This is a genomic window from Aerococcus sp. UMB7834 (assembly GCF_030215145.1).
In the GTDB taxonomy this organism is placed as follows: Bacteria; Bacillota; Bacilli; order Lactobacillales; family Aerococcaceae; genus Aerococcus.
Map to the genome: position 1 here is coordinate 1 of NZ_JASOLI010000005.1, position 23,118 is coordinate 23,118.

18 protein-coding genes and 12 tRNA genes are annotated in these 23,118 nt (G+C 47.6%); 26 read left to right on the forward strand and 4 right to left on the reverse strand.

The window, feature by feature from the left end:
• Nucleotide 1: 1 nt before the first annotated feature.
• The 15 genes from QP339_RS04815 to QP339_RS04885 all read left to right on the forward strand — a co-directional run bounded on the left by QP339_RS04815 (nt 2) and on the right by QP339_RS04885 (nt 5,311).
• Nucleotides 2-75 (forward strand) — tRNA-Asn (locus QP339_RS04815).
• A 33-nt stretch (nt 76-108) separates the two neighbouring features.
• A tRNA-Ser gene (locus tag QP339_RS04820) sits at nt 109-195 on the forward strand.
• A 24-nt stretch (nt 196-219) separates the two neighbouring features.
• Nucleotides 220-291 (forward strand) — tRNA-Glu (locus tag QP339_RS04825).
• 20 nt (nt 292-311) lie between these two features.
• Nucleotides 312-384, forward strand: a tRNA-Val gene (locus QP339_RS04830).
• A gap of 24 nt (nt 385-408) precedes the next feature.
• Nucleotides 409-481 (forward strand) — tRNA-Asp (locus tag QP339_RS04835).
• Between the two features lie 17 nt (nt 482-498).
• A tRNA-Phe gene (locus QP339_RS04840) sits at nt 499-571 on the forward strand.
• Between the two features lie 4 nt (nt 572-575).
• A tRNA-Tyr gene (locus tag QP339_RS04845) sits at nt 576-656 on the forward strand.
• 39 nt (nt 657-695) lie between these two features.
• Nucleotides 696-766: transfer RNA gene (locus tag QP339_RS04850), tRNA-Trp, on the forward strand.
• Between the two features lie 19 nt (nt 767-785).
• Nucleotides 786-858, forward strand: a tRNA-His gene (locus tag QP339_RS04855).
• An 8-nt stretch (nt 859-866) separates the two neighbouring features.
• A tRNA-Gln gene (locus QP339_RS04860) sits at nt 867-938 on the forward strand.
• Between the two features lie 18 nt (nt 939-956).
• Nucleotides 957-1,027 (forward strand) — tRNA-Cys (locus tag QP339_RS04865).
• A gap of 21 nt (nt 1,028-1,048) precedes the next feature.
• Nucleotides 1,049-1,134 (forward strand) — tRNA-Leu (locus QP339_RS04870).
• A 201-nt stretch (nt 1,135-1,335) separates the two neighbouring features.
• Complete coding sequence (locus QP339_RS04875; protein WP_284910631.1) at nt 1,336-2,079, forward strand: beta/alpha barrel domain-containing protein; 744 nt, start codon at nt 1,336-1,338, stop codon at nt 2,077-2,079.
• 414 nt (nt 2,080-2,493) lie between these two features.
• Nucleotides 2,494-3,888, forward strand: a complete 1,395-nt coding sequence (locus tag QP339_RS04880; protein WP_284910632.1) for a L,D-transpeptidase family protein — start codon at nt 2,494-2,496, stop codon at nt 3,886-3,888.
• 466 nt (nt 3,889-4,354) lie between these two features.
• A complete protein-coding gene (locus QP339_RS04885) occupies nt 4,355-5,311 on the forward strand; it encodes an NAD(P)-dependent oxidoreductase (RefSeq protein WP_284910633.1) in 957 nt (318 codons plus the stop codon).
• Nucleotides 5,312-5,386: 75 nt separating this feature from the next.
• On the opposite strand, the gene QP339_RS04890 is transcribed toward QP339_RS04885, so the two are convergent.
• Nucleotides 5,387-5,968, reverse strand: a complete 582-nt coding sequence (locus tag QP339_RS04890; protein WP_067975167.1) for a xanthine phosphoribosyltransferase — start codon at nt 5,966-5,968, stop codon at nt 5,387-5,389.
• A gap of 235 nt (nt 5,969-6,203) precedes the next feature.
• Between QP339_RS04890 and queG the strand changes: the two genes are divergently transcribed.
• The 9 genes from queG to QP339_RS04935 all read left to right on the forward strand — a co-directional run bounded on the left by queG (nt 6,204) and on the right by QP339_RS04935 (nt 18,101).
• A complete protein-coding gene (gene queG / locus QP339_RS04895) occupies nt 6,204-7,403 on the forward strand; it encodes a tRNA epoxyqueuosine(34) reductase QueG (RefSeq protein ID WP_284910634.1) in 1,200 nt (399 codons plus the stop codon).
• Entirely contained in the window at nt 7,400-7,912 is a 513-nt protein-coding gene (gene trmL / locus QP339_RS04900; RefSeq protein ID WP_070620055.1) for a tRNA (uridine(34)/cytosine(34)/5-carboxymethylaminomethyluridine(34)-2'-O)-methyltransferase TrmL, read from the forward strand. The genes queG and trmL overlap by 4 nt, the downstream gene beginning before the upstream one ends.
• Before the next feature lie 119 nt (nt 7,913-8,031).
• Nucleotides 8,032-10,173: a transglycosylase domain-containing protein gene (locus tag QP339_RS04905; RefSeq protein WP_284910635.1), complete on the forward strand. Its 2,142-nt coding sequence runs from the start codon at nt 8,032-8,034 to the stop codon at nt 10,171-10,173.
• A gap of 31 nt (nt 10,174-10,204) precedes the next feature.
• Nucleotides 10,205-10,573 carry a YlbF family regulator gene (locus tag QP339_RS04910; protein WP_070620052.1) on the forward strand — a complete coding sequence of 123 codons (369 nt, stop codon included), beginning with the start codon at nt 10,205-10,207 and terminating at the stop codon, nt 10,571-10,573.
• A 258-nt stretch (nt 10,574-10,831) separates the two neighbouring features.
• Entirely contained in the window at nt 10,832-12,097 is a 1,266-nt protein-coding gene (locus QP339_RS04915; RefSeq protein WP_070620050.1) for a metallophosphoesterase family protein, read from the forward strand.
• Nucleotides 12,098-12,110: 13 nt separating this feature from the next.
• Entirely contained in the window at nt 12,111-14,873 is a 2,763-nt protein-coding gene (locus tag QP339_RS04920; RefSeq protein ID WP_070620046.1) for an ATP-binding protein, read from the forward strand.
• 32 nt (nt 14,874-14,905) lie between these two features.
• A complete protein-coding gene (locus QP339_RS04925) occupies nt 14,906-15,862 on the forward strand; it encodes a 3'-5' exoribonuclease YhaM family protein (protein WP_284910636.1) in 957 nt (318 codons plus the stop codon).
• A 385-nt stretch (nt 15,863-16,247) separates the two neighbouring features.
• Nucleotides 16,248-16,826, forward strand: coding sequence for an LOG family protein (locus tag QP339_RS04930; RefSeq protein ID WP_284910637.1), 579 nt, complete (start codon nt 16,248-16,250; stop codon nt 16,824-16,826).
• A 126-nt stretch (nt 16,827-16,952) separates the two neighbouring features.
• Entirely contained in the window at nt 16,953-18,101 is a 1,149-nt protein-coding gene (locus tag QP339_RS04935; RefSeq protein ID WP_284910638.1) for a 5-methyltetrahydropteroyltriglutamate--homocysteine S-methyltransferase, read from the forward strand.
• Between the two features lie 964 nt (nt 18,102-19,065).
• Here QP339_RS04935 and QP339_RS04940 read toward each other — a convergent pair.
• The 3 genes from QP339_RS04940 to QP339_RS04950 all read right to left on the reverse strand — a co-directional run bounded on the left by QP339_RS04940 (nt 19,066) and on the right by QP339_RS04950 (nt 20,936).
• Nucleotides 19,066-20,028 (reverse strand): peptidylprolyl isomerase, encoded by a 963-nt coding sequence (locus tag QP339_RS04940; RefSeq protein WP_070620030.1) that lies wholly within the window; start codon nt 20,026-20,028, stop codon nt 19,066-19,068.
• Between the two features lie 94 nt (nt 20,029-20,122).
• Complete coding sequence (locus QP339_RS04945) at nt 20,123-20,497, reverse strand: YtxH domain-containing protein (RefSeq protein ID WP_070620070.1); 375 nt, start codon at nt 20,495-20,497, stop codon at nt 20,123-20,125.
• A gap of 7 nt (nt 20,498-20,504) precedes the next feature.
• A complete protein-coding gene (locus tag QP339_RS04950; RefSeq protein ID WP_067975213.1) occupies nt 20,505-20,936 on the reverse strand; it encodes an HIT family protein in 432 nt (143 codons plus the stop codon).
• A 188-nt stretch (nt 20,937-21,124) separates the two neighbouring features.
• On the opposite strand from QP339_RS04950, the gene QP339_RS04955 reads away from it, so the two are divergent.
• Together QP339_RS04955 and QP339_RS04960 are read left to right on the forward strand one after the other, a co-directional pair.
• The gene (locus tag QP339_RS04955; RefSeq protein ID WP_284910639.1) at nt 21,125-21,853 is read left to right on the forward strand and encodes an ABC transporter ATP-binding protein; all 729 of its coding nucleotides are present in this window, start codon (nt 21,125-21,127) and stop codon (nt 21,851-21,853) included.
• A 2-nt stretch (nt 21,854-21,855) separates the two neighbouring features.
• Nucleotides 21,856-23,070 (forward strand): ABC transporter permease, encoded by a 1,215-nt coding sequence (locus QP339_RS04960; RefSeq protein ID WP_284910640.1) that lies wholly within the window; start codon nt 21,856-21,858, stop codon nt 23,068-23,070.
• The last annotated feature ends 48 nt before the right edge of the window (nt 23,071-23,118 follow it).

Genomic DNA, 23,118 nt, shown 5'->3' on the forward strand with positions numbered 1-23,118 from the left:
TTCCGCAATAGCTCAGTTGGTAGTAGCGCTTGACTGTTAATCAAGATGTCGTAGGTTCGAGTCCTACTTGCGGAGTTGGTGAGTGAGGATAATCCTGCAATCCAGCCTGGAGAGTTGTCCGAGAGGCCGAAGGAGCATGATTGGAAATCATGTAAACGGGAAACTGTTTCAAGGGTTCGAATCCCTTACTCTCCGTAACATTTAAATATTAAGTGTATTGGCCCGTTGGTCAAGCGGTTAAGACACCGCCCTTTCACGGCGGTAACACGGGTTCGAATCCCGTACGGGTCATTAAAAGTTGTCAATACACCGGAGAATTAGCTCAGCTGGGAGAGCGTCTGCCTTACAAGCAGGATGTCGGGGGTTCGAACCCCTCATTCTCCATAAGTAGTTTCTTAAAGCTACTAGGGTCCCGTGGTGTAGGGGTTATCACGCCTGCCTGTCACGCAGGAGATCGCGGGTTCAATTCCCGTCGGGACCGTACAACTTTTAAAAAAAGGTCCAATAGCTCAGTTGGTAGAGCACTTGATTGAAGCTCAAGGTGTCGGCAGTTCGACTCTGTCTTGGACCACTCTGGTGGGATAGCGAAGTGGCTAAACGCGGCGGACTGTAAATCCGCTCCTTCGGGTTCATAGGTTCGAATCCTATTCCCACCATTACAATCTTTTTAAAGGTTGTCAGGGATTTAATTGAATAGGGACATAGTTTAACGGTAGAACTACGGTCTCCAAAACCGTCAATGTGGGTTCGATTCCTACTGTCCCTGTTTTATCCATTTTAATATGGCGGATGTGGCGAAGTGGTTAACGCATCGGATTGTGGCTCCGACACTCGGGGGTTCGATTCCCCTCATTCGCCCTTATTATTGGGGTATCGCCAAGTGGTAAGGCAACAGACTTTGACTCTGTTATGCGTTGGTTCGAATCCAGCTACCCCAGTTTTATATTTTAAAGTATGGCGGTATAGCCAAGTGGTAAGGCATGGGTCTGCAAAACCTTGATCGCCGGTTCAAATCCGACTACCGCCTTTCTTTGCCTTCATACGATATGCCGACGTGGCGGAATTGGCAGACGCGTTGGACTCAAAATCCAATGTCCTTTACCGGACGTGTGGGTTCGACCCCCACCGTCGGCATTCTAAGCTCAAATAAGAGCGTCAAAGAAAATTTAGAACATCCTAGAAATATTGTTAAATCAATGTTTCTAGGATGTTCTTTATTTTAGGAAAATCAAAAAGAATCAAAGAATATCATTTTATTTTACTAGTCAAAAAGCTTTTCTTTGTCTTCTAAAAGATGATAAAATATAACTGAATTTAAAAAAGGAGCTATTAGACGTGAAAATACCCAAAAAAACACCGAGTGTGAGCTCGGCTTTAAGAAAAGATACCCTCAAAGTTCCTGATGTGACTCGTGACGCTTCTGGTATCCGGATCTATGGGCGTCGCTTAAAATCCTTTCTCTTTTCAACGGATGTTGCGACAATTTGCTATAGCAATGCGGATGCCATCCTGGCTGTTTATCCGCAAACGCCGCATCCATCTATTGTCTCAGCCATCTCAACTGTCAGCACAGCCCCAGTCTTTGCAGGCGTTGGTGGCGGCTTAACTAGTGGTAAGCGCAGCGCAGATATTGCTTTATTTGCAGAAGCGGAGGGCGTTATGGGTGTCGTTGTTAATGCCCCAATGCCAGTTGAAACCATCGAGATGATTGAAAGAACCATTGATTCTCCCATCATCGCGACGATTGTGTCTGCCTACAATGATATCGATGCCCGTCTCAAAGCAGGTGTGGATATTCTTAATGTTGCGAGTGGCAAGGATACCCCTAACTTGGTAGCCTGGATCCGTGAACGCTATCCTGATGTTCCCATCATTGCGACAGGGGGGAGGACTGATGACAGCATTCGCGAAGTCATTGCGGCGGGGGCCAATGCCATTTCTTGGACGCCACCTACGACAGGTGAGCTCTTCAAAAAGAAAATGGATGTCTACCGCAAGGAAAGACGGGAAGAATTTATTGAAAGTCATGATGGGATGACTCTTAATGAGTATGAGCAGCACTTAGAAGACCAAGATTAGGATTTTTTGCGAAAGGCGAACCAGTAAATGGAGAGGCCAGCACTGAGGAAAATGATAAGAAACATCAGGTAAACCAGTAGACGAACACCCAGGCTGGGTTGGAGGCTGAGGATATATAGACCTGAAAAAACAGCAGTAACCATTAATATAATACTGGATAGAATGAGTAGAAATTCTTGAAATTTGGACTGTGGAGGCATGGAAACTTCCTTTCTATAGCTTTTCTTTCATGATGACCTTTATTGTTAGGAAAGGCAAGCTAAAAGTTTAAAAAATTATTCAGAAGGTCTAATATGTTTTACAAAGACCACTAAATCGTGTATTCTATAAAGTGTAGAAATAACTGAAAGTTTATTCATGAGGACATCCTTAAAAGGAGGTCCTTTATTTATCGAAGAAAATGGAGGGAAATATATGTCTAGGCAGAATGAGTCTTCGAAGGGACTAGTGTGGGGACTAGTTATCGCCCTTGTGGCTGTATTGGGACTATATGGTGGGGGAGCTTACTATTATAGTCAGCATTTTCTTCCCCGTACCCAGGTTTCCGCTACGAAGGTTTCAAATATGAACTTAGAAGAAGCGGATAAAAAAGTTTCAGAAAAAATTGCGGGTCAAACCATTGATGTGAAAGAAGGGGACAAGGAAGTTGCCCAACTCCCAATCGATAGTTTGGGACTGCCGATTGAAAGCCAAATCGCACTGAAAAAAATGCTCGATGAACAAAATCAATGGGCTTGGCCGCTCGCCTTCTTTACAGACCGTCAACTTCAAGGTAAGTATGTTGATGGAGACTTGGATGGGGCAACTATTGATAAGATTATGAACCAATTAGGGATTGATAATTCTCAACGTAAAGAATCCGAAAATGCTCGCTTGGAGAATTCTTCAGACCAAGGTTTCACAGTTGTTGACTCGGTCCAAGGGAATCAAATTTCAGCAGATGCCTTGCAAGATTTGTTCAATAAGAATATCGATAACGGCAATTACCAGGTTAACTTAGCAGATGCCTATATCCAGCCAACCCTTAAAGAAGATGACCCGAGCTTGCAATCTAAGATCAAAAAACTCGATGATATTAAGGGTTCAAAATTGGTCCTTAAAGTTGATGGTAAGGAACACCAGATTCCTGAAGAAGAAATTGCTAGCTGGTTGTATATTGATGACCAAGGTGAACCCGCTGTTGATATGGACCAGGTTAACGTTTATCTCCAAGGCTTAAACCAAGAAATTTCTGGTCTTTTAACTTCTCATGACTTCCAATCCACCATGGCCGGCGTCGTGACGGTTCAGCCAGGAACTTATGGCTGGTATATCGACCGCTCCAAAGCAGCTGATGAAGTTGCCCAAGCAGCCTTAAAAGGTAAAGATACTGTCATTGAACCATCTATTGCTGGGTCCGGTTACGGCCAAGATAACTTCTTTGGTCAGGACTATGTGGAAGTCGATATGATTAACCAAAAGATGTTCATCTATCTCAATGGCGAATTGCAATTGAGCACGGATATTGTATCTGGACACGACATGACCCCAACTAATCCAGGGGCTTTCGCAGTGAACAACATGCAGTCACCATCAGTCCTCCGCGGCTACGATCCAAAGACAGGCAACAAATATGCCTCTCCCGTTTCCTACTGGGTACCCTTTGACTATGTCGGCCAAGGCATCCACGACGCCAACTGGCAACCCGTCTTCGGCGGCGGCTGGTACCACCAAAACGGTTCAAACGGCTGCATCAACGTCCAACCCTCCGTCATGCCAACCGTATACTCCCTTGTCCACGTCGGCATGCCAGTCGTAGTATTTAATTAAGGGTGTGAGGGAGCGCGGTAGAAGTGGACCTCTGGAGCAAAATCACGAAGAAGTCCGAAAGTCTTCGAAGGGATTTTGTGAAGAGGAGCCCTTTCTGCATCCTCGAACCCGACTAGATAGGGTGTAAGCCAGAGCGTTTAGACTTGAATGACTGGAAGCCAAACGAAAAAGAGCGGCTTTAGCCGATCGTTTCGATTGGGTGAAGTCACTTCAAGTCTGCTCTTGCGAACCCGACTATTAAGGGTGTGAGGGAGCGCGGTTAGCTTCCTTTCACTGGAGCAAGTCACCAGAGCAGTCTTTAGGACTGTGACGGAGACTTGTGAAGTGACAAGGAAGCTGCGCAACCGAACCCAACTAGATAACACACAAGAAAAGCCAACTCAAGGGGGTTGGCTTTTTTTAATGGAATTTTTTGGGTATAATGGAAGCAGAATAAGCAAGTGAAGAAGCTACGAAGGAGGCCCTTATGAAGATTAATTTACTTGAAAATTTAAAAGTTGACGACAATTATATCGAAGAACTAGCTCAAAAGCTGAAAGAAGCGGGGCATGACTTTACTTATTATAAAGACCGGACCACGGATCCAGATGAACTCCTCGCCCGCAGCCAGGACGCTGATATTGTCATTATCGGCAACACCCCTTATCCAGCAGAAGTGATTGAACAATTAGACCAAACCCAGTTGATTGATGTGGCCTTTACGGGTGTGGACCATGTCGACCAAGAGGCAGCAGCCAACAAGGGAATTGCCATTTGTAATGCTTCTGGCTATGCCAACCAGGCTGTTGCGGAATTGTCTCTTGGTCTTGCCTTATCGCTCTTCCGCCAGCTGCCAGCCAGTAACCAGGATGCCCGCAAAACGACTGATTTTCCAGGTCCTATCCAAGGACGGGAAATTAGCCAAGCTAAGGTAGGTATTATTGGGACGGGGGCTATTGGTTTAGCAACAGCTAAGCTCTACCATGCTCTGGGGGCTGAGCTTATGGGCTATAATCGTTCAGAGAAGGAAGAAGCCAAGGCTTTGGGCATGTCTTATGCTAGCCTAGAGGAAGTCATGGCGGAATCCGATATTATTTCCATCCACCTGCCAGCTACTCCTGAAACAGAGGGCCTCATCTCTAAAGAAATGATCAGTAAAATGAAGAAAGAGGCCATCCTGATCAATGTGGCAAGAGGCCCGATCGTAGATAGTCAAGCACTGGCAGACGCGCTAAATGAAGGAGCCATTGCCGGGGCAGGCATTGATGTTTTCGACCAGGAACCACCCCTTAATGAAGATGAGCCCTTGTTGTCAGCGAAGAATACCATCCTAACTCCCCATATCGGCTATCTGACCGATGAAGCCATGGTCCTCCGGGCGAACACGGCTTTTGAGAATGCCTTAGCCTTTGCGGAAGGACAGCCACAGAATGTAATAAAATAAGAAAAAGAATGCGCAAAAAAAGAGGCTGGAGCTTGTATTCCAGCCTCTTTGTAATTTTTTTGTAAAGAACCGAGATTAATGCCCGTCATTAAAGCGAACTTGATTGTTTTCAAGGGAGGCGATGCGGGCAGCAGAATAGACTTCGTAGCCGTGGTCTAGGATGCGTTGGCGGCCATTTTGGAAAGATTTTTCGATACAGATAGCGACACCGGCGACATCTGCTCCTGCTTGTTCAGCAATGGAGATCAAGCCCATAGCTGCTTCGCCATTAGCGAGGAAGTCGTCCACAACAAGGACCTTATCATCTGCATTGAGGAATTGTTTGGAGACAATAATATTGCTGTCCGTGTTTTTTGTATAACTATGGACTAATTCGGTATAGACTTCTTGGTTTTGTAGGGTAGAAGGTTCTTTTTTCTTAGCAAAGAGCATCGGTACATCAAACTTCTGGGCCACAAAGATAGCGGGTGCAATACCGGAGGCTTCAATGGTTAGGATCTTAGTGATGCCTGCGCTCTTGAAGTGTTGGTAGAAGTCATTGGCGATGCTGTACATGATGTGCGGATCAATTTGATGGTTTAAGAAGGAATCAACCTTCAAGACATTATTCGGAAAAACCTCGCCATCATCAATAATTCGTTGCTGTAAAATATTCACTTTCAGAACTCCCCTCATAGATAATTTATTGAATCGATTGCCTGTATGGACATTAAGTGTTACTCTATCATAGCACAAAGCCCCCCTAAAAAGGTAAAAAAATCGATCTTTTATCAAATTGCCTCAATTTTTTAGTGAATTCTCATGAAAATCAGACCTGGGTTAGATTGCAAAATATAGGGAATCCATTATAATTGTAAAGATCAGCAAGCTCATTTAGAAGGGAGGAGGACAAATGGCAATGGATTGGCAAGTTGAAACCGAAAAAATTCGCCGGCTGGCTGTAGATGAAATCGGCATGAACCTTGTCGGCTTTACCACTGCCGATGATTTTACCCATATCCGCCAGTCCCTAATAGAAGCTAAGGAAGAAGGGCGGACCACGGGCTTTGAACACCCAGTGATTGAGGAACGCCTCTACCCTAAAGCTTTGATGGAAGGGGCTGCTTCGATTATTAGTTTTGCTATGGCCTATCCCAATAAGCCCCTCTACCCTAAGGAACATAGCCGCGGTGAACGGCGGGGGCAATTTGCTCGCGCTAGTTGGGGGGAAGACTATCACAGTATCCTCCACCGGGCGGCTAGCGATTTGGTCCAGCGTTTAGAAGGGCTTTATCCTGATATCGAGACTAAAACCATGGTCGATACGGGAGAGCTGCCTGATGTCGCGGTTGCTCAGAGGGCAGGCATTGGTTTTATCGGCCACAATGGTCTGATCATTAATGAAAAATTTGGCTCTTTTATCTACTTGGGTGAAATTATTACTAATCTGCCCTTAGTTCCAGATACGCCCAAGGTCAATGCTTGTGGGGACTGCACACGGTGTTTGGACTTCTGTCCGACAGGGGCCTTGATCGGGGACGGCAAGATGAATGCCAAGGTCTGTGTTTCCTACCTCACCCAGACCAAGGGCTATATTCCCCAAGAATTCAGGCGTCAAGTGGGCCATCAAATCTATGGTTGCGACATCTGCCAGCAGGTTTGTCCTTACAATCAAGATGTGGACAGCCACTATCATGGGGCCATGGAACCCGAGCGCGAAGAAGTGGAGCCTTTGCTTCAACCCATGCTGACCATGTCCAACCGGGAATTTAAGGACAAGTTTGGCCACCTAGCAGGTGCTTGGCGGGGGAAGAAACCTCTCCAGCGCAATGCCATCCTAGCCTTGGCCAATTACCGGGACCGGTCGTCGATTCCACTCTTACTGGAATTGATTGAGAAAGACCCCCGCCCCATGATCCGAGGAACAGCCGCCTATGCGGTCAGCATCATCGAGCGGCATTTTAACCCAGAACTGCTGAGCTTCATGGAAGAGAGGCTGGAGGCTGAGCAGGCTGAGCCGGCCCCCGACCAAGAGACAGTGGTTGAATTCAGCCAAGCCGTTGAAAGGCTCAAAAAGAAAAGAAATAAAAGACAAAGGAAGCGATCAAGATGACCAACCATATTGTATTATATGAACCCCTGATTCCACCAAATACTGGCAATATTGCCCGGACCTGTGCTGCGACTGACACCCACCTGCATCTCATCGAACCCCTGGGCTTTTCCTTGGATGACAAGCACCTCAAGCGGGCCGGTCTGGACTATTGGCATAGTGTGGATGTGACCTTGCACAAGGATTTAGACCATTTTATGGCTTATTTAGGAGACCGCAAGCTCTACTTAATCACTAAGTTTGCCCACCATACCTATACAGAAGTTGATTACCGCCAGCAAGCGGATGAGGACCTCTTCTTGATGTTTGGTAAGGAAACAACAGGCCTTCCTGAAGACTTCATGCGCGACCATGAGGCTCAATGTTTACGCCTGCCCATGGATGATACCCATGTTCGTGCCCTGAACCTGTCGAATTGTGCCGCCATTGTGATCTACGAAGTGCTCCGCCAGCAAGACTTCAACCAGCTGGAGAAGAGCCACCATTACGACCATGATAAGCTGGACTAGGAGGATAAGTTTCGTTTAAGTTCCCCCAGCAGAAATTGCAATTCCAAGCCCAACATGGGAGAATAGGAGAGTGGTTTAATCCGCCTTAGTTCAATAGAAGAGAGAGTAGGAGATTATTTATGCGCGGTGATAAAGGCCAAGCGAAACCAGTAAAGGGGGAAGAGCGCCAGGGCTTTAAGGAGAAGTTTAAAGCCTATTGGAAAAAATTCCGCCTGACCAAATGGCTTATCTTTATTGGCTTATTTTTTGCCTTGATTTTTGAAAGTTATTTATTAATTAGTGCCAAGATGACCGATGTTGATAATCTGGAAAAACAACTCCAGGTTACGACTGAGGTCTATGATAATTCAGGCAACCTAGCGGGGACCCTGTCGTCAGACCACGGGACCTATGTAACCATCGATCAGATTTCAGATAATGTTAAAAACGCGGTAGTTTCAACGGAAGACAAGCGTTTCTATAAGCACCGGGGCTTCGACCCCATTGGGATTGCCCGGGCAGCGGTCGGCTATGTCCTCCACGGCGGTTCGGTCGTCGGTGGGGGGTCGACTTTGACCCAGCAATTAGTGAAGAATTCCTTCCTGACCAATGAGCAAAGTCTGATGCGGAAGTTTAAGGAGCTCTTTATTGCCCTTGAAATCGAAAAAACCTACCCCAAGGATAAGATTCTGGAAATGTATTTGAACCACTCTTATTTCGGGAACGGGGTCTATGGGGTGGAAGATGCCAGTCAGAAATACTTTGGAACCTCAGCTGCTAATTTGGACTTAGCCAATGCGGCAGTCCTAGCGGGGGCCTTGAAGGGGCCGAGTATCTATAACCCGGTTGATAATTATGATGAAGCCCTCAACCGGCGCAATACGGTTCTTCAACTGATGGCTGATAATGGTTTCATTTCTCAAGACGATGCCCAAGTTGCCATGGCCTCTGACATGCCCCAGCAGAATAATGATGTAGGCAGCGACCAATACAAGTACCCTTACTACTTCGATGCGGTGATTGAAGAAGCTATTAACAAGCACGGGCTCAGTGAGGATGACTTGATGAAGGGGGGCTACCGGATCTATACCAACTTAGATCCCAACTACCAAGAAGGCCTCCAAGGTATCTATGACCAGAGCCATCTCTTCCCTGTCTCACCAGCGGGGAATACTGCTCAATCGGCAACGGTTGTTATGGACCCTTATAGTGGGGGCGTCCTGGCTACAGTTGGCGGCACTGGGGGCCACTCCTTTAGGGGCTTTAACCGGGCTACCCAGATGAAGCGCCAACCAGGGTCTACCTTGAAACCCTTGAACGTTTATGCCCCAGCCTTAGAGAATGGCTTTGAAGCCAATGATGTGATTCCAGATGAAGTCCAAGAGTACGGGACAGACAAGTACAAGCCTGAAAACCACGACAAGCAGAGCCAGGGTGAAATTCTCCTCTGGCAGGCCTTGGCTAAGAGTAAGAACACCTCAGCGGTTTGGCTGATGAATAAGATCGGTGTCAATACCGCTATGGCCAAGTTGGATGACTTTGGCATCCCTTATAGCGATGGCGATAAGACCCTATCTTCTGCCTTAGGTGGCTTGTCTAAGGGGGCCTCGCCCATGGAAATGGCTAGCGCCTATACGGCCTTTGTCAATAAGGGCAAGCGGTCAGAAGGCGTCTTTATCCAAAAAATTGTGGACAGCTCCGGTAATGTCATTGTCGGAGAACAGAAACCCAAACAGAACCAAGCCCTCTCTGAGTCCGATGCCAAGGAAATGACCCGGATGATGCTCGATGTCTATAATGATGGCGGCACCGGGGCGGCCGTTGAACCAGCAGGCTATGAACTGGCGGGTAAGACCGGAACAGTTGAACTCAGCCAGGCTGGTAATAGCGGGGCCGGCGACGGAGTTAATGATGAATGGTATGTTGCTTATACGCCAGACATGGTAGTTGCTAGCTGGTATGGTTTTGACCAAACAAGCTCAGAAAACTATCTCTGGAATAGTTCGCCTGTCCAATCGGGCAATACCTTCCAAAATATTATGGCGGAACTCCTGGTCAACAGCCCTAATACGCCTTTCAACCTGGAGGCTGCTTCGACCCGTTACTATAATGAAGTGAACGGGATTGCGTCCAATGATGGGGAAGAGACCACCAACAACCAGGCCACGATTGAAGATAATGCGGCCAGCCTCTTAGACCGCTTGATGGAAGGGGCCCGCGACCTGATTTCTTCATTTTCCGGCCAAATCACTTTTCAAAACTGGTTGAACGTGATATATTAAGCCAATGAAGACAAATAAAGGAGGAAATGGAATGGCCAATATTTATGACACCATTAACCAACTAGAACGTGAAGTGCGGGCCCATGAGGACTACCAGGGCTTAAAAAATGCCATGGAGGCAGTTGTTAAAGACGAAGAGGCCTTCGCCCTTTATAATAAATTCCGCCAACTCCAAGTGGATGTCCAAACCAAGATGCAGTTAGGCAATGAAATCAGCCAAGAAGAAATCAAAGAAGCCCAAGACTTGGAGAAAGAAATGGGTGCGAATGAAACCATCAGCAAACTTTTACAAGCTGAGAAGCAATTGAACCAGTTGGTGGAAGAAATTAACAAGGTGGTCACTGAACCAATCTATGAAGTCTACCAAAAAGCCAATGAACAAAAAGGCGACCAAGCCTAAGAATTAGAGAGTGCCCCCCTAGCTCAGCAAGAGCTTGTGGGGGCATTTTTTCTTGTCTGAGATCAGCTAGTTGGTGCTTTGCTTCTGGCTTAGCGAAGAACGAAAGTTTGTTCGGAATTATTGTAAGCAGGGCTTTTGATATGGTAAACTTGTAAGGTAGGAGTAGTAGGCTAGCGGGGACTTTGCCCTAGCTAGAAAAAGATCTAAGAATATAAAAATAACTATTCCCAGTTCAAGCCATTAGGAGAATCAAATACAATGATACGATTTATACATGCGGCTGACTTGCACTTAGACCAGCCTTTTAAGAAAATATCAAAGACGAATCCCAGTTTATATGAAAAACTCCGCCAGGCCACCACAGCTAGCTTCAATAATATTATTGAAACAGCGATAAATGAGACCGTTGATTTTGTGGTGGTGAGTGGGGATATTTACCACAATGAACCGGCTTCCCTCCAAGCCCAATTTACCTTCCGCCAGGGAATGGAACGTTTGGACCAAGCGGGAATTCCAGCCATTGTTTGCCATGGTAACCACGATTATGTTCAAGGAGATGCCCATCGTTTGGCCATGCCAGACAATGTCTATATCTTCCCCGACCATGTTGATTCTTACCACTTCCAGGCTAAGTCAGGCGAGCACGTGATGCTGACCGGTTTTTCTTACGGTCAAGCTTGGATTGAGCGGGATATGGTCCAAGACTTCCCCCAACGCCAAGCGGGTATTGACTTTCAAATCGGGGTCATCCACGGGGAAAACCAGCGCCATGAAGGCAAGCACCACTATGCGCCCTTCAATGTCTCTGACTTAACGGCCCTGGGCTATGATTATTGGGCACTCGGCCATATTCATAAACGGCAAATCTTAGCCGACCATCCACCGGTTGTTTATCCGGGGAACATCCAAGGCTCTAGCTTCAAGGAAAGCGGACCTAAGGGGGTCTACTTGGTTAGCTTGCAGAAGTACCAAGAAGCGGAACTCGAGTTTGTCGAAACCACCGATTGGCAGTTCAGTTCTCCCTTAAGAGACCTACCAAAACTTGAAAATATTGAAGACTTGCGCAATGTGGTGGAGCGTGCCCTCCATGAAGAAGTCATGTATGCGAAGAACGAGGCGGTGAACCTGGTGATTCGTTTAGCCTTCCGTACAGATGGTGATGAGGAGAGCCTCTACTGGTGGGACCGTTATGCTGAAGAATTGCGCGACCAGTTGCAGTGGAGCTTGAGTAACCAGGACCAGTACCGCGACCAAGAGATCTACCTGGCAGACCTGAAGCTTGTCATTGATGAAAGGAGCACCTGGTCCTATTCCAAGGCCTTCCAGGATGCGCTCCAGCAGAGCTTCCATCGCTTGCAAGCAGAGGGCGAATGGGAACAATTAATCCAGCCCCTGATGCAAAACCAGCTATGGCAACGCTATATGCTGCCCCAGATTGACGGGGAGACCTTCAAGGCGGATGTACTCAACCGAGCTGTCGAAAAGATTATCGTTCGCCAAGCGGTGGAACAAAAAGAAAATTAAGTGAGGGTAAAAAATGAAAATTCAAAAAATTGAAATTTTTGGTTACGGAAAGTGGGTTGACCAGACCTTCTACTTGGAACCAAATTTGAATGTTTTTATTGGTGGGAATGGCTCAGGTAAGTCGACCTTGATGAGCTTTATTCTCTCGATTATGTTTGGCTTTCCGAATATGCGGCGCAAGCACAGCCGCAATTATGATGTTAACCCAAATGTGAATTACGGGGGACGTCTCTATTTGACGGATACCATCTACGGCCAGGTGATGATTGAACGGATTAAACAACAAGGCCGCCAGCAATTATTTATGACGGTGAATGACAATCCCCGTGAGGAGGTCTCTTCTTTCGATGAACTCTTTGAAGGCCTGTCCAAGGAAGACTACCTGACCTACTTTGGCTTTGATGAGGAAGACTTGATGGCCTTTGTTTGGGAGGATGAAGACCAGTTCGCTAAGAGTTTGGTCAGCTTGGGGGTTAGCGGTCGCCAAGTCCTCAACGGCATTACGCCAGAATTGGAAGCCCAAGCTGCAGACCTTTACCTGCCTAATGGTCAAAAGCCCCAGCTGAACCAAGAACTCAACCAAGTCGCTGCGAGCAGCCAACGCCTGGACCAAGCCGCAGCTAATGAGCAGAATTATTTTGCCTTAGAAGAAGAGCTCCAAGCCAACCAAGCCGAGCTCGAAGATCTGCGCCAGCAAGAATCCCAGGCCCAAGATGAACAGGTTAAATTGCAGATTGCTTCGCAAGAGACCGGTTCGGTGGAAGAGAAAAATGCTTTAGGCTTTGAATTGGCTGGTTATGACTTCCACAATTTCCCAGAAGGAGCGGCAGAGACTTGGCATGACTTGAACCAAGACTTGGCCCGCTATGAAGACCAGATGGACCAAACGGATGGTTTCTTGGTTCTCGATGAAGACCAGGCGGAAGAAGAGCCAGCCCAGGATAGCTTGCTGACGATTGGTCAAGAGTGGGTATTGAACCATGACCATGTTTCTGACCAGATGTTAGCTGAAGCCCGGGCTTACCGGGAACAGTTGAACAGTGATGAGGCGCTCAAGGAACAGCTCATCCAGAAGCGCTATGAAGAGCACCGGCTCTTGGCTGCCCTGGGTGCTGAATCTATTGATGAATTACCGGAAGAGTTAACGGCAAGTGAGCGTCAGGAATGGCAAAATCGCCGGCAGGAATTGGATAATCGCCGGATTTTCTATGAGAATACCAAGCATGACCTCCAGGACCTCATGGCCGAAAACCAGGACCTCCATGATGAGTACGATGAAGTCCAATCGGAATACAATAGCTTCAAGGGGACCATTAAAGAGCGGACCAGTTCATGGTTGAAGACTTTTGGCTTAATTCTAATTGTTCTTGCCCTGATCCTCGCTATCCTCTACTTTGTAACCGATAAACCCTTCATGATGGGATCAGGCCTTGCAGCAGGGGCTTTGGGGGCGCTCTTTACCATTATTGGTTTCTTACAGAGTGGCCTGGGCAAACGTTCGGTGAAGAAAGAATCCCAGGCTTTCGACCTCGACTTGCGCGATATTGAAAGCGAACAAGCAGAAATCCAACGCCGGATCGATATCCAAAACGACCAGTTAGCGGAATTAGAGAATGAATCACAGAACTTTATGGCGGAACTCCAAGCCCTCGTTCAAGAAAAGGGTGGGTCCGAATATATCCAGCCCTTGATCTGGTTGGACCATGACTATGTGGCTCAAATTAATGCCTTGGAAGCCGAAAGCAACCAATTAATCCAGGCGACAGGAGCGGCCCAGTATGCAGCCGCCCATGACCAGGAATGGCAAGATTATGCCCAGGCTATTTCCAACAATCCGCTGTCTCAGGATTCTGTTTTCCAAGCTTTTGAGGATGACTACCATAGCCTGCGTCAGTTGGAAATGGACCATGCTTTTACGGCTCAGACCTACCAAGCTGAGAAGAACCAAAAGCAAGAACTCCATCAAAGCATCCAAAGCCTACGTCGGGCCCGTCAAGACTTCTTGGACCGCTATGGCTTCGAATCAGCGGATGAGGTGGAAGATGTGCTGGCTAAGGAAGCGGAAATGTTGGCGAAGAAGGAACGCTTCGACCTCCTCAACCACTCGCTCAATCCCCAAGCTGCTCAGCTGCATGACAAGGATGAGACCATCGACCAACAATTAGAGGATAATGTCCATACCCTGGGGCAATTGACCCAGCGCATCCAAGACTTGGTCCAACGTAATGCCCAGTTAGAAATGCAGATTCGCGAACTCGAAGCCAGTGGCCTAGTCAGCAAGCTTCAAGCCGACCATGCCAGTGATGTCGACCAAGCCTATGATTCAGCGGTCGAGTGGGCAGCCAATAAGATGGCTGTATCTACCTTCGAACAGGCCAGTGTGGGTGAGGAAGGCGAGGCTTTAGAACGTGTCTTAGGCCATGCCAACCGCTATCTCTATGACCTGTCCAATGGAGAATTGGAGAAACTGCGCTATCAGAATGAAACGGTGGAAGTCCTTAGCGAAGACAATCTCTGGCTTGCTGTGGACCAACTCTCACGAGGAGAGAAGGCCTTACTCTTTGTCGCCATGCGTTTTGCCTTCTTGAATGCCCAGCTTGGCCAGTTGAATATGCCGATTTTAATTGATGAAGCCTTTGCCCATATTGATGACTACTACCGGCAAAATATTTACCGCTTCCTCGATGAACGGAGCCAGGACCAACAAATCATCCTGCTAACAATTGATGAGAGTGCAGCCCTCAACCGTGCCAGCAAGGAAGTTACCCGGATTTAACTACGAAGACCTAGTTGTGAAAGGATGGGAGAATGGAAACGATAAGACTCTTTGACGCTGCGATGGATACCAACTTTAAAAGCTTTGCCTTGATTAAAAATGCTGATATTCGACAAGACCGGAATGGCAAGGACTACCTTGCTTTGACTTTCCAGGACCGGTCAGGCATCCTAGATGGCAAGCTCTGGGGCATGACGGACGCCGACGCAGAAAAGTTCCAAGTCGGACGAGTGGTCTACCTCTACGGCCGGCGGGAGCTCTTCAATGGTCAACCACAATTTCGGATTGAGCAGATGCGCCTGGCCGACCAGCACGAACCCAATGACCCCTTGCTCTATATGCCAGAAGGGCCTATGACTAAGGAAGAGATGCAAAAAGAAATCGAAGAAACGCTGGCTGACTTCCAGCTGTTGGAGATTCAACAAGTGGTTCGTTATATCCTCGATGAAGTAGGGGATGACTTCTACTATTATCCAGCCGCGAAGAAGCACCACCACGCCTTTGTCGGGGGCTTGGCCTATCATACGGTTTCTATGTTGGCCCTGGCCAAGGCTATCCAGAAGCTCTATCCTATTCTCAATGCGGACCTCCTCTATGCCGGCGTTATCCTCCATGATATCGCCAAAACGAGCGAGCTCTCCGATCCGCTCAGCGGTAATTATACGGTCCAAGGCAATCTCTTAGGACATATCTCCTTAGTGGCAGAGAAATTGAGCTTGGCCATCCAGGCACTCGGCTTAGACCAGACTAGCGAAGAACTCATGCTCTTGAAGCATATGGTCCTTGCCCACCACGGTAAGAAGGAGTACGGGAGTCCTGTAACACCCCATGTCTTAGAAGCAGAAGTTCTCCACCGCATTGATGACTTGGATGCTTCCATGTACATGGTTAGCGCCGCTCTGGAGAAGACCGCTCCGGGTGAATTCTCGGCCTATATTCCAGGGATGGACGGCCGGCCCTTCTACCGGCCTAAGTTAGACCAAGACTAAGCAATGTGCTGATGAGCATCCGTTCCGCTTTTGAATTTAGGCCTTGAATTTTAGGGGATCGAGAACGGCTAGTGCCGTCTCGTACTTTATCCGTACGTCACTAAATCTCGGATAGCTAAACACCACCGGCTCGAGCAGCTTCAGCTCTTGGAGCGAAGCGACTTATGTGATAGCTGTTCGAACAGCGTGAGATTACAGATATCGTATGCTGGCCAGAGATGAAGTTCAAGGCTGCGTCAGCAGCCTTGCTAGCTTAGTATATTTGATTGACCTTGGTCAGCGATTTTAATAAATTAAAACAAATAAACAGAAAAGAGGACCCAGTTAAGTCCCTGTTGAAGGGGTGCTGGGTCTGTTTTCTTCTAAGAGAAAGAAGTGATAATCAATGGATATACTTGTTTATTGTGGGGCCAATCCTGGGAAAGATCCCATCTATGCAGAGGCTGCACGTGAACTGGGGCAATGGATCGCCCAATCTGGCCACCGCTTAGTTTATGGTGGCGGCCGGACAGGGCTCATAGGGATCTTAGCAGATGAGGTCCTGGCCCAGGGAGGAGAGGTCTATGGCGTGATGCCAGCCTTTCTTAAGGACCATGAAATTGCCCACCAAGGCCTCACGCAATTAGAAATTGTGGACACCATGGCCGAGCGGAAGACGCGGATGCTGGACCTATCCGATGCTTGCCTGGCCCTACCTGGTGGACCAGGGACCCTGGAAGAAATTTCGGAAGCCATATCTCTGGCTCGTTTAGGCCAATCGGACCGGCCTTGCGTCTTTATAAATGTAGCTGCCTATTACCGGCCCATGCAGGAGCTTTTCATGAATATGTGCCAGGCAGGATTTCTGGCCCAGGAGGACTATGAGCGGATTAATTTCATTTCCGACCTGTCTGATCTCAACGATATCCTGGCCCACTACCAAGTTCGTCAAGTAAAGAGCTATGACCGCTTAAGTGATCAATAAAAGCGAACACACTTGTTCTATAAGCTGTATCGAGAGATAGCTTTTAAATCGGTCAAATTAGCCGTATACTAGAATTTATATTGAACCACTTGATCGGTTCTAACGAACAAAAATGGAGGATTCAAAATGGGAGAATTTACAAAACGTCAACAACAACCCTATCGCTTTGACACCGTGGGGAGCTTTTTGCGCCCAGCTCGATTAAAAGAAGCACGCAAAGCCTATGAAGCAGGAGAAATTGATGGCCAAGCTTTACGTCAGGTTGAAGATGAAGAAATTATCAAATTAATCCATAAACAAGAAGAAGCAGGCTTACAAGCTGTTTCCGACGGTGAATTCCGCCGCAGCTGGTGGCACTACGATTTCATGTGGGGCTTAAATGGGATTGAAAAGCGCTTTATCGATGAAGGTGGCCAATTCCACGACATGAAGACCCGGGCAGAAACTGCTTCCCTAACGAGCCGCGAATTAGATGGCCATAAGCATCCTTTTGTGGAAGACTTCAAATTCGTCCGCGACCATAAGTCGGCCGACTGTGAAGTGAAGCAAACAGTTCCAGCACCTGCCCAATTGTTACAAGAATTACTTAAACCACACAACCAAGAGACCACCCAAGCTTTCTATGGAGAAAATGAGCACCGCGAATTAGCCCAAGCCATCGCCAAGGCTTATATCGATGTCTTAGAAGATTTCGCAGCTGAAGGCGCTAAAGTGATCCAGTTCGATGACTGCACCTGGGGACGCTTGGTGGATATTCATCTCGAAGACTATCCAGAAGACGAACGTCAGGCTAAGGCTGATGAAAAAGCCTATTTAGCAGGCCTCTACCGCTATGTCAATAACCTGGCGATCGACGGGGCACCTGAAGGCCTAACTATCACTAGCCACGTTTGCCGGGGGAACTACCGGTCACACTGGTTTGGCCAAGGTGGCTATGATTCCGTAGCAGACGAACTCTTCGCTAAGGAACACGCCCAAGCCTATTACCTGGAATACGACTCAGACCGGGCTGGTGGCTTCGAACCCCTAGCTAAGGTGGGTGATGACCGCTTAGTCGTCCTCGGTCTAATCACCTCGAAGACAGGGGAATTAGAAGACCGGGAAGCGGTCATCAAGCGTATCCACGAAGCAGCCAAATATATTCCATTAGACAATCTCTGCCTCAGCCCCCAATGCGGCTTCTCCTCAACAGAAGAAGGCAACAGCCTAACAGAAGACCAACAATGGGAAAAACTCGCCCTCGTCCGCTCCATCGCAGAAGAAGTCTGGGGATAACAGGGTGTGAGACTTGGCGTTTAGACTCGGATGATTGGAGCAAGTCAGAATAAGAGCGAAGCATTCGCTCGTTTCTGACTTGCGAAATCACTCCGAGTCTGCCAAGTCGAACCCAACTAGACAGGGTGTGAGCAGTTGCGTCCAGACTTGAATGACTGGAGCCCAAACGGAAAAGAGCGGCCCCAGCCGTTCGTTCCGGTTGGGTGAAGTCACTTCAAGTCTGCAACTGCGAACCCGACTATACAGGGTGTGAGGGCGCGCGGGTAGGAGTGGACCTCTGGAGCAAAGCGACAGAGAAGACTAAAAGTCTTCGGCGGCGCTTTGTGAAGAGGAGCCACTTCTGCGCGACCGAACCCGACTAGAAAAGGGTGAGAGGGCTGGCGTTTAGCTTTCCTTCACTGGAGCAAGTCGCCAGAGCAGTCTGTAGGACTGCGGCGGAGACTTGTGAAGTGACAGGAAAGCTGCCAGCCCGAACCCAACTAGGATGTGAGCAAAAGCTCATAATACATAAATAATTGACTAACACTCTAGCTCGGCGCAGTACAGCCGGGCTAGAGTGTTTTCATTCTTGGAAAAGAAGGGAATTTAAATGAGCAAGTTGTGAATTGAGGGATCAATTGAGAGTTCCTGATCGGCAAGTCACAAACGGGGCCTTTATTTGCAAGTAGCCCTTGTCCTACTTGCTAACGGGATCCTTATTTGAAACTAGACTCTGCTTAACTCGCAGACGGGGCCATCATTAGCAAGTAGCCGATGTCTTACTCGCAAACAGCGGCGCCATTCGCAAGTTGCCAATACCCTAGTTGCTAATACCAACGCTATAAGCAACTTGCCAAGGTATATGAGTAGAATCCCCCTCATTAGAAAGTGCGAAGTCATCATTCCAAGCAAAAAAGCCAGGAGAACTAGCTCAATGAGCTTGTTTTCCTGGCTTTTAGCTAGATTATATTTTTTATATATAGAGTTACTTGCTTTCTTCGCTAGCTTCTTCAGCTTCAGCCTGTTTTTTAGCGGCTTCTTGGTCATTCGAAGTTTGGAAGGTGTCTAGAGCATTCTTGAAGTCCTTGTCAGTAATTTTCACTTGGTATTTATCCAAGACATCTTTAAGCACTTGTTGGACTTGTTTAGGGTCATCCATCTTTTCTTTACGGAGTTGTTTTTCAAGTTTCTCCTTCTCCTCTTCGAAAGATCCCTTGTTGCCAACTTCGTCTACCTTGATAATGTGCCAGCCGTATTGACTTTTGACAGGTTCTTGGGTCATTTCACCGGCCTTGAGCTTGAAGGCAGGCTCTTCGAATTCTTTAACCATCATACCCTTAGTGACTTCTCCCAGGCTACCGCCTTCTTTGGCTGAGCCCTTGTCTTCAGAATTCTCTTCTGCTAATTTGGCGAAGTCGCCGCCCTCATTAATTTGTTTAATCAGGTCTTTAGCCTTGTCTTCGTCCTTGACCAGGATGTGGGAGACCTTACGAGGGGCTTCGTAGTTTTCATAGGCTTTCTTCACTTCGTCGTCAGAAACATTGATATTCTTAGAAATGGTTTCTGTTAATAGCTTGAAGTAGCGGAGGGCTTTCTTGTATTCATCCACACTGCTATAGCCATTAGCGGCAACGACTTCTTTGAACTTGTCCTCATTGCCATACTGGGCCACGAGTTTGACCGTATCGGCGTCCACTTCATCTTCGATTTCTTTAACCCGGTCCTTGCCTAGTTCATTTTCAAAGATTTCGCCGAAAACCAATTGTTGGACAGCGGCATTGCCGGCTGAAGCCTTAAGTTCTTTAACTAATTCATCTTCCGTTACCTCGATGCCTTCACCTTTGGCAATAACATTCTGGCCTGCTTCATTCTGGCTGGAGCAAGCGGCGAGGCTGAGGACTGCGGCGCAAGTAAGGGCGCCTAAGCTTAATTTTTTATTCCAATTCATGCGATGACTCCTTGATCAAAATTCTTTTTTTGTAGCTTAAATATAACATAAGTCGACTCATGCTGAGCAGTATTCTAGGATCCTTTAAAGAAATTTACTCTTTATCAGCTTGGAGTCTTTCTTCTAGGTCTTCTAGGCTCATTTGGGTCTGTTCAAGGTCCGCATTGATCTTGGCAAGTTTCTCCTGGATGGCATTGCGATGGGGAAGGGTAGAGGTTTGGAAGTCACGAATGGCTTCACTGAGGTCGTCACGAGCGACTTTAGCCGTCGACAAACCTTGGTTGGCTAGGTCTGACAGGGCAATCTGGGTTTCGGCAAGACTGCCTTCCAGCTTCCGGGAAGCCGCGGTAATATCTTGGCTGTAGGCGCGTAACTTGCGTCGGTTCTCTTCACCAGTATTAGGGTTTTTGAGCAGGGCTGTGACACCGCCCAGAAGAGCACCGGTCAATAAACCTTTAAAAAAACTCATGGCCATCCTACACCTCAACCTTTTCATGGATGCGTTGGGCGAGTTTAGCGAGGTCTTCGTCCGTGTATTGGTCACCATTATCCGGCATGACAACTTTGAAGTCATCGCCATCGCGGCTATAGCGAGGGATCAGATGGATATGGGAGTGGAAGACACTTTGGTAAGCGACTTCTCCATTGTTATTGAGGATATTGACCCCCTGCATATCTGGCAAGGCAGCTTGAAGGGCTTGAACAACAATCGGAATACGACGGAAGATAGCGCCAGAATCCTTGATGTCATAGTCATAGATATCCTTAAGGTGCTTCTTAGGCACAATGAGGGTATGGCCTTCCGTTACTTGGCTAGTGTCCAAGAAGGCAGTCACAACTTCATCTTCATAGACGATATTGGTCGGGATTTCCCCATTGGCTAACTTACAAAAGATACAATCAGTCATTTGATCCACCACTTTCAATTGTTAATTCGTATACTAGGCTCATTTTAGCATAATCTAGGGAATGGGACAATTGAAGCGCGACCCAGCAAGGCCCCTGTCTTAGCTAAAATTTTAAACTTTAAAGTTAAATTCACTAGCAAACTTTGATAAACTAGACTTAAATTGAAAAAAGAGGAGAGGAAGACAAGATGAGTCTCAGCGTTAAGCAGCTGACAGGCGGTTATCTCAACCGGCCCGTCATCCATAACATAAGTTTTGATATCCAAGCGGGGGAGATTATCGGCCTGATTGGCTTGAACGGGGCAGGCAAATCGACTCTGATCAAGCATATTATTGGCCTACTTAAAGCTCAGAGCGAAGAAATCCGTCTTAATGGCCAGACTTTGGAAGAAGATAACCGGGCCTATCGCCAGGCTTTCACCTATATTCCGGAGATGCCGATGATCTATGATGAGCTGACCCTGCGCGAACACCTGAATATGATTGGCCTCGCCTACCAGATCGAAAAGGGGGAAATTCTAGACCGAGCCATGCCCATGTTGAAGACTTTCCGCCTGGATGAGAAACTCGATTGGATGCCCAAGCACTTCTCTAAGGGGATGCGGCAGAAATTGATGATTGTCTGTGCCATGATGGTTGAAGCTGACCTCTATATTATTGATGAACCCTTCCTGGGCTTGGACCCCTTAGCTACCCATGACTTTATCCAAATCCTGGAGGCCAAGCGGGAAGCTGGGGCCATGGTCTTGATGTCTACCCACGTTCTCGCCAATGCAGAATCTTATTGCGACCGCTTCCTCTTCCTCCATGAGGGCTATTTGCGCGCCCAGGGGAGCTTGGAAGACATCCGCCAGGTCTTCGGCCAAGAAGAGGCTAGCCTAGAAGAACTCTATATCCAACTGGCAAGGGAGGGTTAAATTTGAAAGAACTCTTCAAAAAACGTCAAGAAAAAGCCTTTCAAGATTTTCTCCACTACAGTCGCTATATCTTTAATGACCACTTTGTCATTGCCCTGATGTTCCTTGTTGGGGCCCTCTCACTCAATTATTCAACCTGGGTCCACCAACTCCAAGGCAGGGATCTGGTTGCAGATGGCATCCTGGTCCTAGCCTTTACCCTGCTGACTTGGGCAGGGGGGGTTAGGACCTATCTAAAAGAGGCGGATATCCAATTCCTCCTGCCCCTAGAAAGGGAATGGCGGTATTATTTTAAAGAAGCGTTCAAGTCATCACTTCTTAAACAAGCTTTGCTGGCACCCCTGGTCTGCTTGCTTGCTTGGCCTTATCTTAAATGGGGCCAGCACTGGACAGGCTGGGAAGTCTTAGCTCTCGGCGCAAGTTTTGTGCTTTTGAAGGCGGCGAGTCTGATGAGGACAATCCGTGGCTTCCAGGACCAAGGCAAGCAAGCAAATGGGCTAGGCTTGGTATTCCCCCTCCTGACCTATCTCTTAGCCTTTACCGACCATCCTGCTTGGGCCTTGGGCTTGGCGACTCTTTTCTGTCTTTGGCAAGGCGGTCATTTGACTTGGGGCGACCGCTGGGATTGGCAGAGTCTCCTCGTGAGCGAAGGACAGAGTAAGCAAGCCATGACTGCCTTCCTGTCTTTATTCGTCGATTTAAAAGCTGGCAAAAAACAGACCAAGCGCCGGGCCTATCTCGATGGTTTGACCCTGCCCTTGACTAAGGCGCCTTCTGCCCATGCTTATCTCTATAGCCGCAGTTTTTGGCGGTCGACGGACCTCTTTCCTATCTGGCGGCGCTTGACCCTGCTGAGCCTCTTACTGGCCTTCACCCTTCCTAAACATCCTTTAAGCCTCTTCGTCTTCCTCCTCTTAAATTACGCTAGCCATTTCCAACTCTTACCCCTGGCTAGCCTCAAGCAGGGGCAGACTATGCTGAAGATTTACCCAGAAGCAGAAGAAGCAGGGCACCAGGCCTTCCAAAGCTTACTCTGGCAAGTGTACACATTCCAAGTGCTCGCTTTGAGTCTGGCTCTCTTCTTAGCAGGTTTTGGGCTTCTGGCTGCTTTCTACCTAGTGGCTGGTCTCATCTTAGAATTTCTTTTTATCCGTTTCTACTTATCGGCTAGGCTCCAAAAGAAAAAGACAGGACGTCGGCGCGGTAGAAAGAGCTAAAAGATCCAACGAAATGATTGACTATATGGAAAATAATGACTACAATAA

Coding starts and splice junctions, on each gene's coding strand:
- trmL (WP_070620055.1), top strand. CDS start 7,400: ATGACCAACCATATTGTATTATATGAACCCCTGATTCCACCAAATACT.
- QP339_RS04915 (WP_070620050.1), top strand. CDS start 10,832: ATGATACGATTTATACATGCGGCTGACTTGCACTTAGACCAGCCTTTT.
- QP339_RS04935 (WP_284910638.1), top strand. CDS start 16,953: ATGGGAGAATTTACAAAACGTCAACAACAACCCTATCGCTTTGACACC.
- QP339_RS04910 (WP_070620052.1), top strand. CDS start 10,205: ATGGCCAATATTTATGACACCATTAACCAACTAGAACGTGAAGTGCGG.
- QP339_RS04880 (WP_284910632.1), top strand. CDS start 2,494: ATGTCTAGGCAGAATGAGTCTTCGAAGGGACTAGTGTGGGGACTAGTT.
- QP339_RS04885 (WP_284910633.1), top strand. CDS start 4,355: ATGAAGATTAATTTACTTGAAAATTTAAAAGTTGACGACAATTATATC.
- QP339_RS04920 (WP_070620046.1), top strand. CDS start 12,111: ATGAAAATTCAAAAAATTGAAATTTTTGGTTACGGAAAGTGGGTTGAC.
- QP339_RS04925 (WP_284910636.1), top strand. CDS start 14,906: ATGGAAACGATAAGACTCTTTGACGCTGCGATGGATACCAACTTTAAA.
- queG (WP_284910634.1), top strand. CDS start 6,204: ATGGCAATGGATTGGCAAGTTGAAACCGAAAAAATTCGCCGGCTGGCT.
- QP339_RS04940 (WP_070620030.1), bottom strand. CDS start 20,028: ATGAATTGGAATAAAAAATTAAGCTTAGGCGCCCTTACTTGCGCCGCA.
- QP339_RS04955 (WP_284910639.1), top strand. CDS start 21,125: ATGAGTCTCAGCGTTAAGCAGCTGACAGGCGGTTATCTCAACCGGCCC.
- QP339_RS04950 (WP_067975213.1), bottom strand. CDS start 20,936: ATGACTGATTGTATCTTTTGTAAGTTAGCCAATGGGGAAATCCCGACC.
- QP339_RS04945 (WP_070620070.1), bottom strand. CDS start 20,497: ATGAGTTTTTTTAAAGGTTTATTGACCGGTGCTCTTCTGGGCGGTGTC.
- QP339_RS04930 (WP_284910637.1), top strand. CDS start 16,248: ATGGATATACTTGTTTATTGTGGGGCCAATCCTGGGAAAGATCCCATC.
- QP339_RS04905 (WP_284910635.1), top strand. CDS start 8,032: ATGCGCGGTGATAAAGGCCAAGCGAAACCAGTAAAGGGGGAAGAGCGC.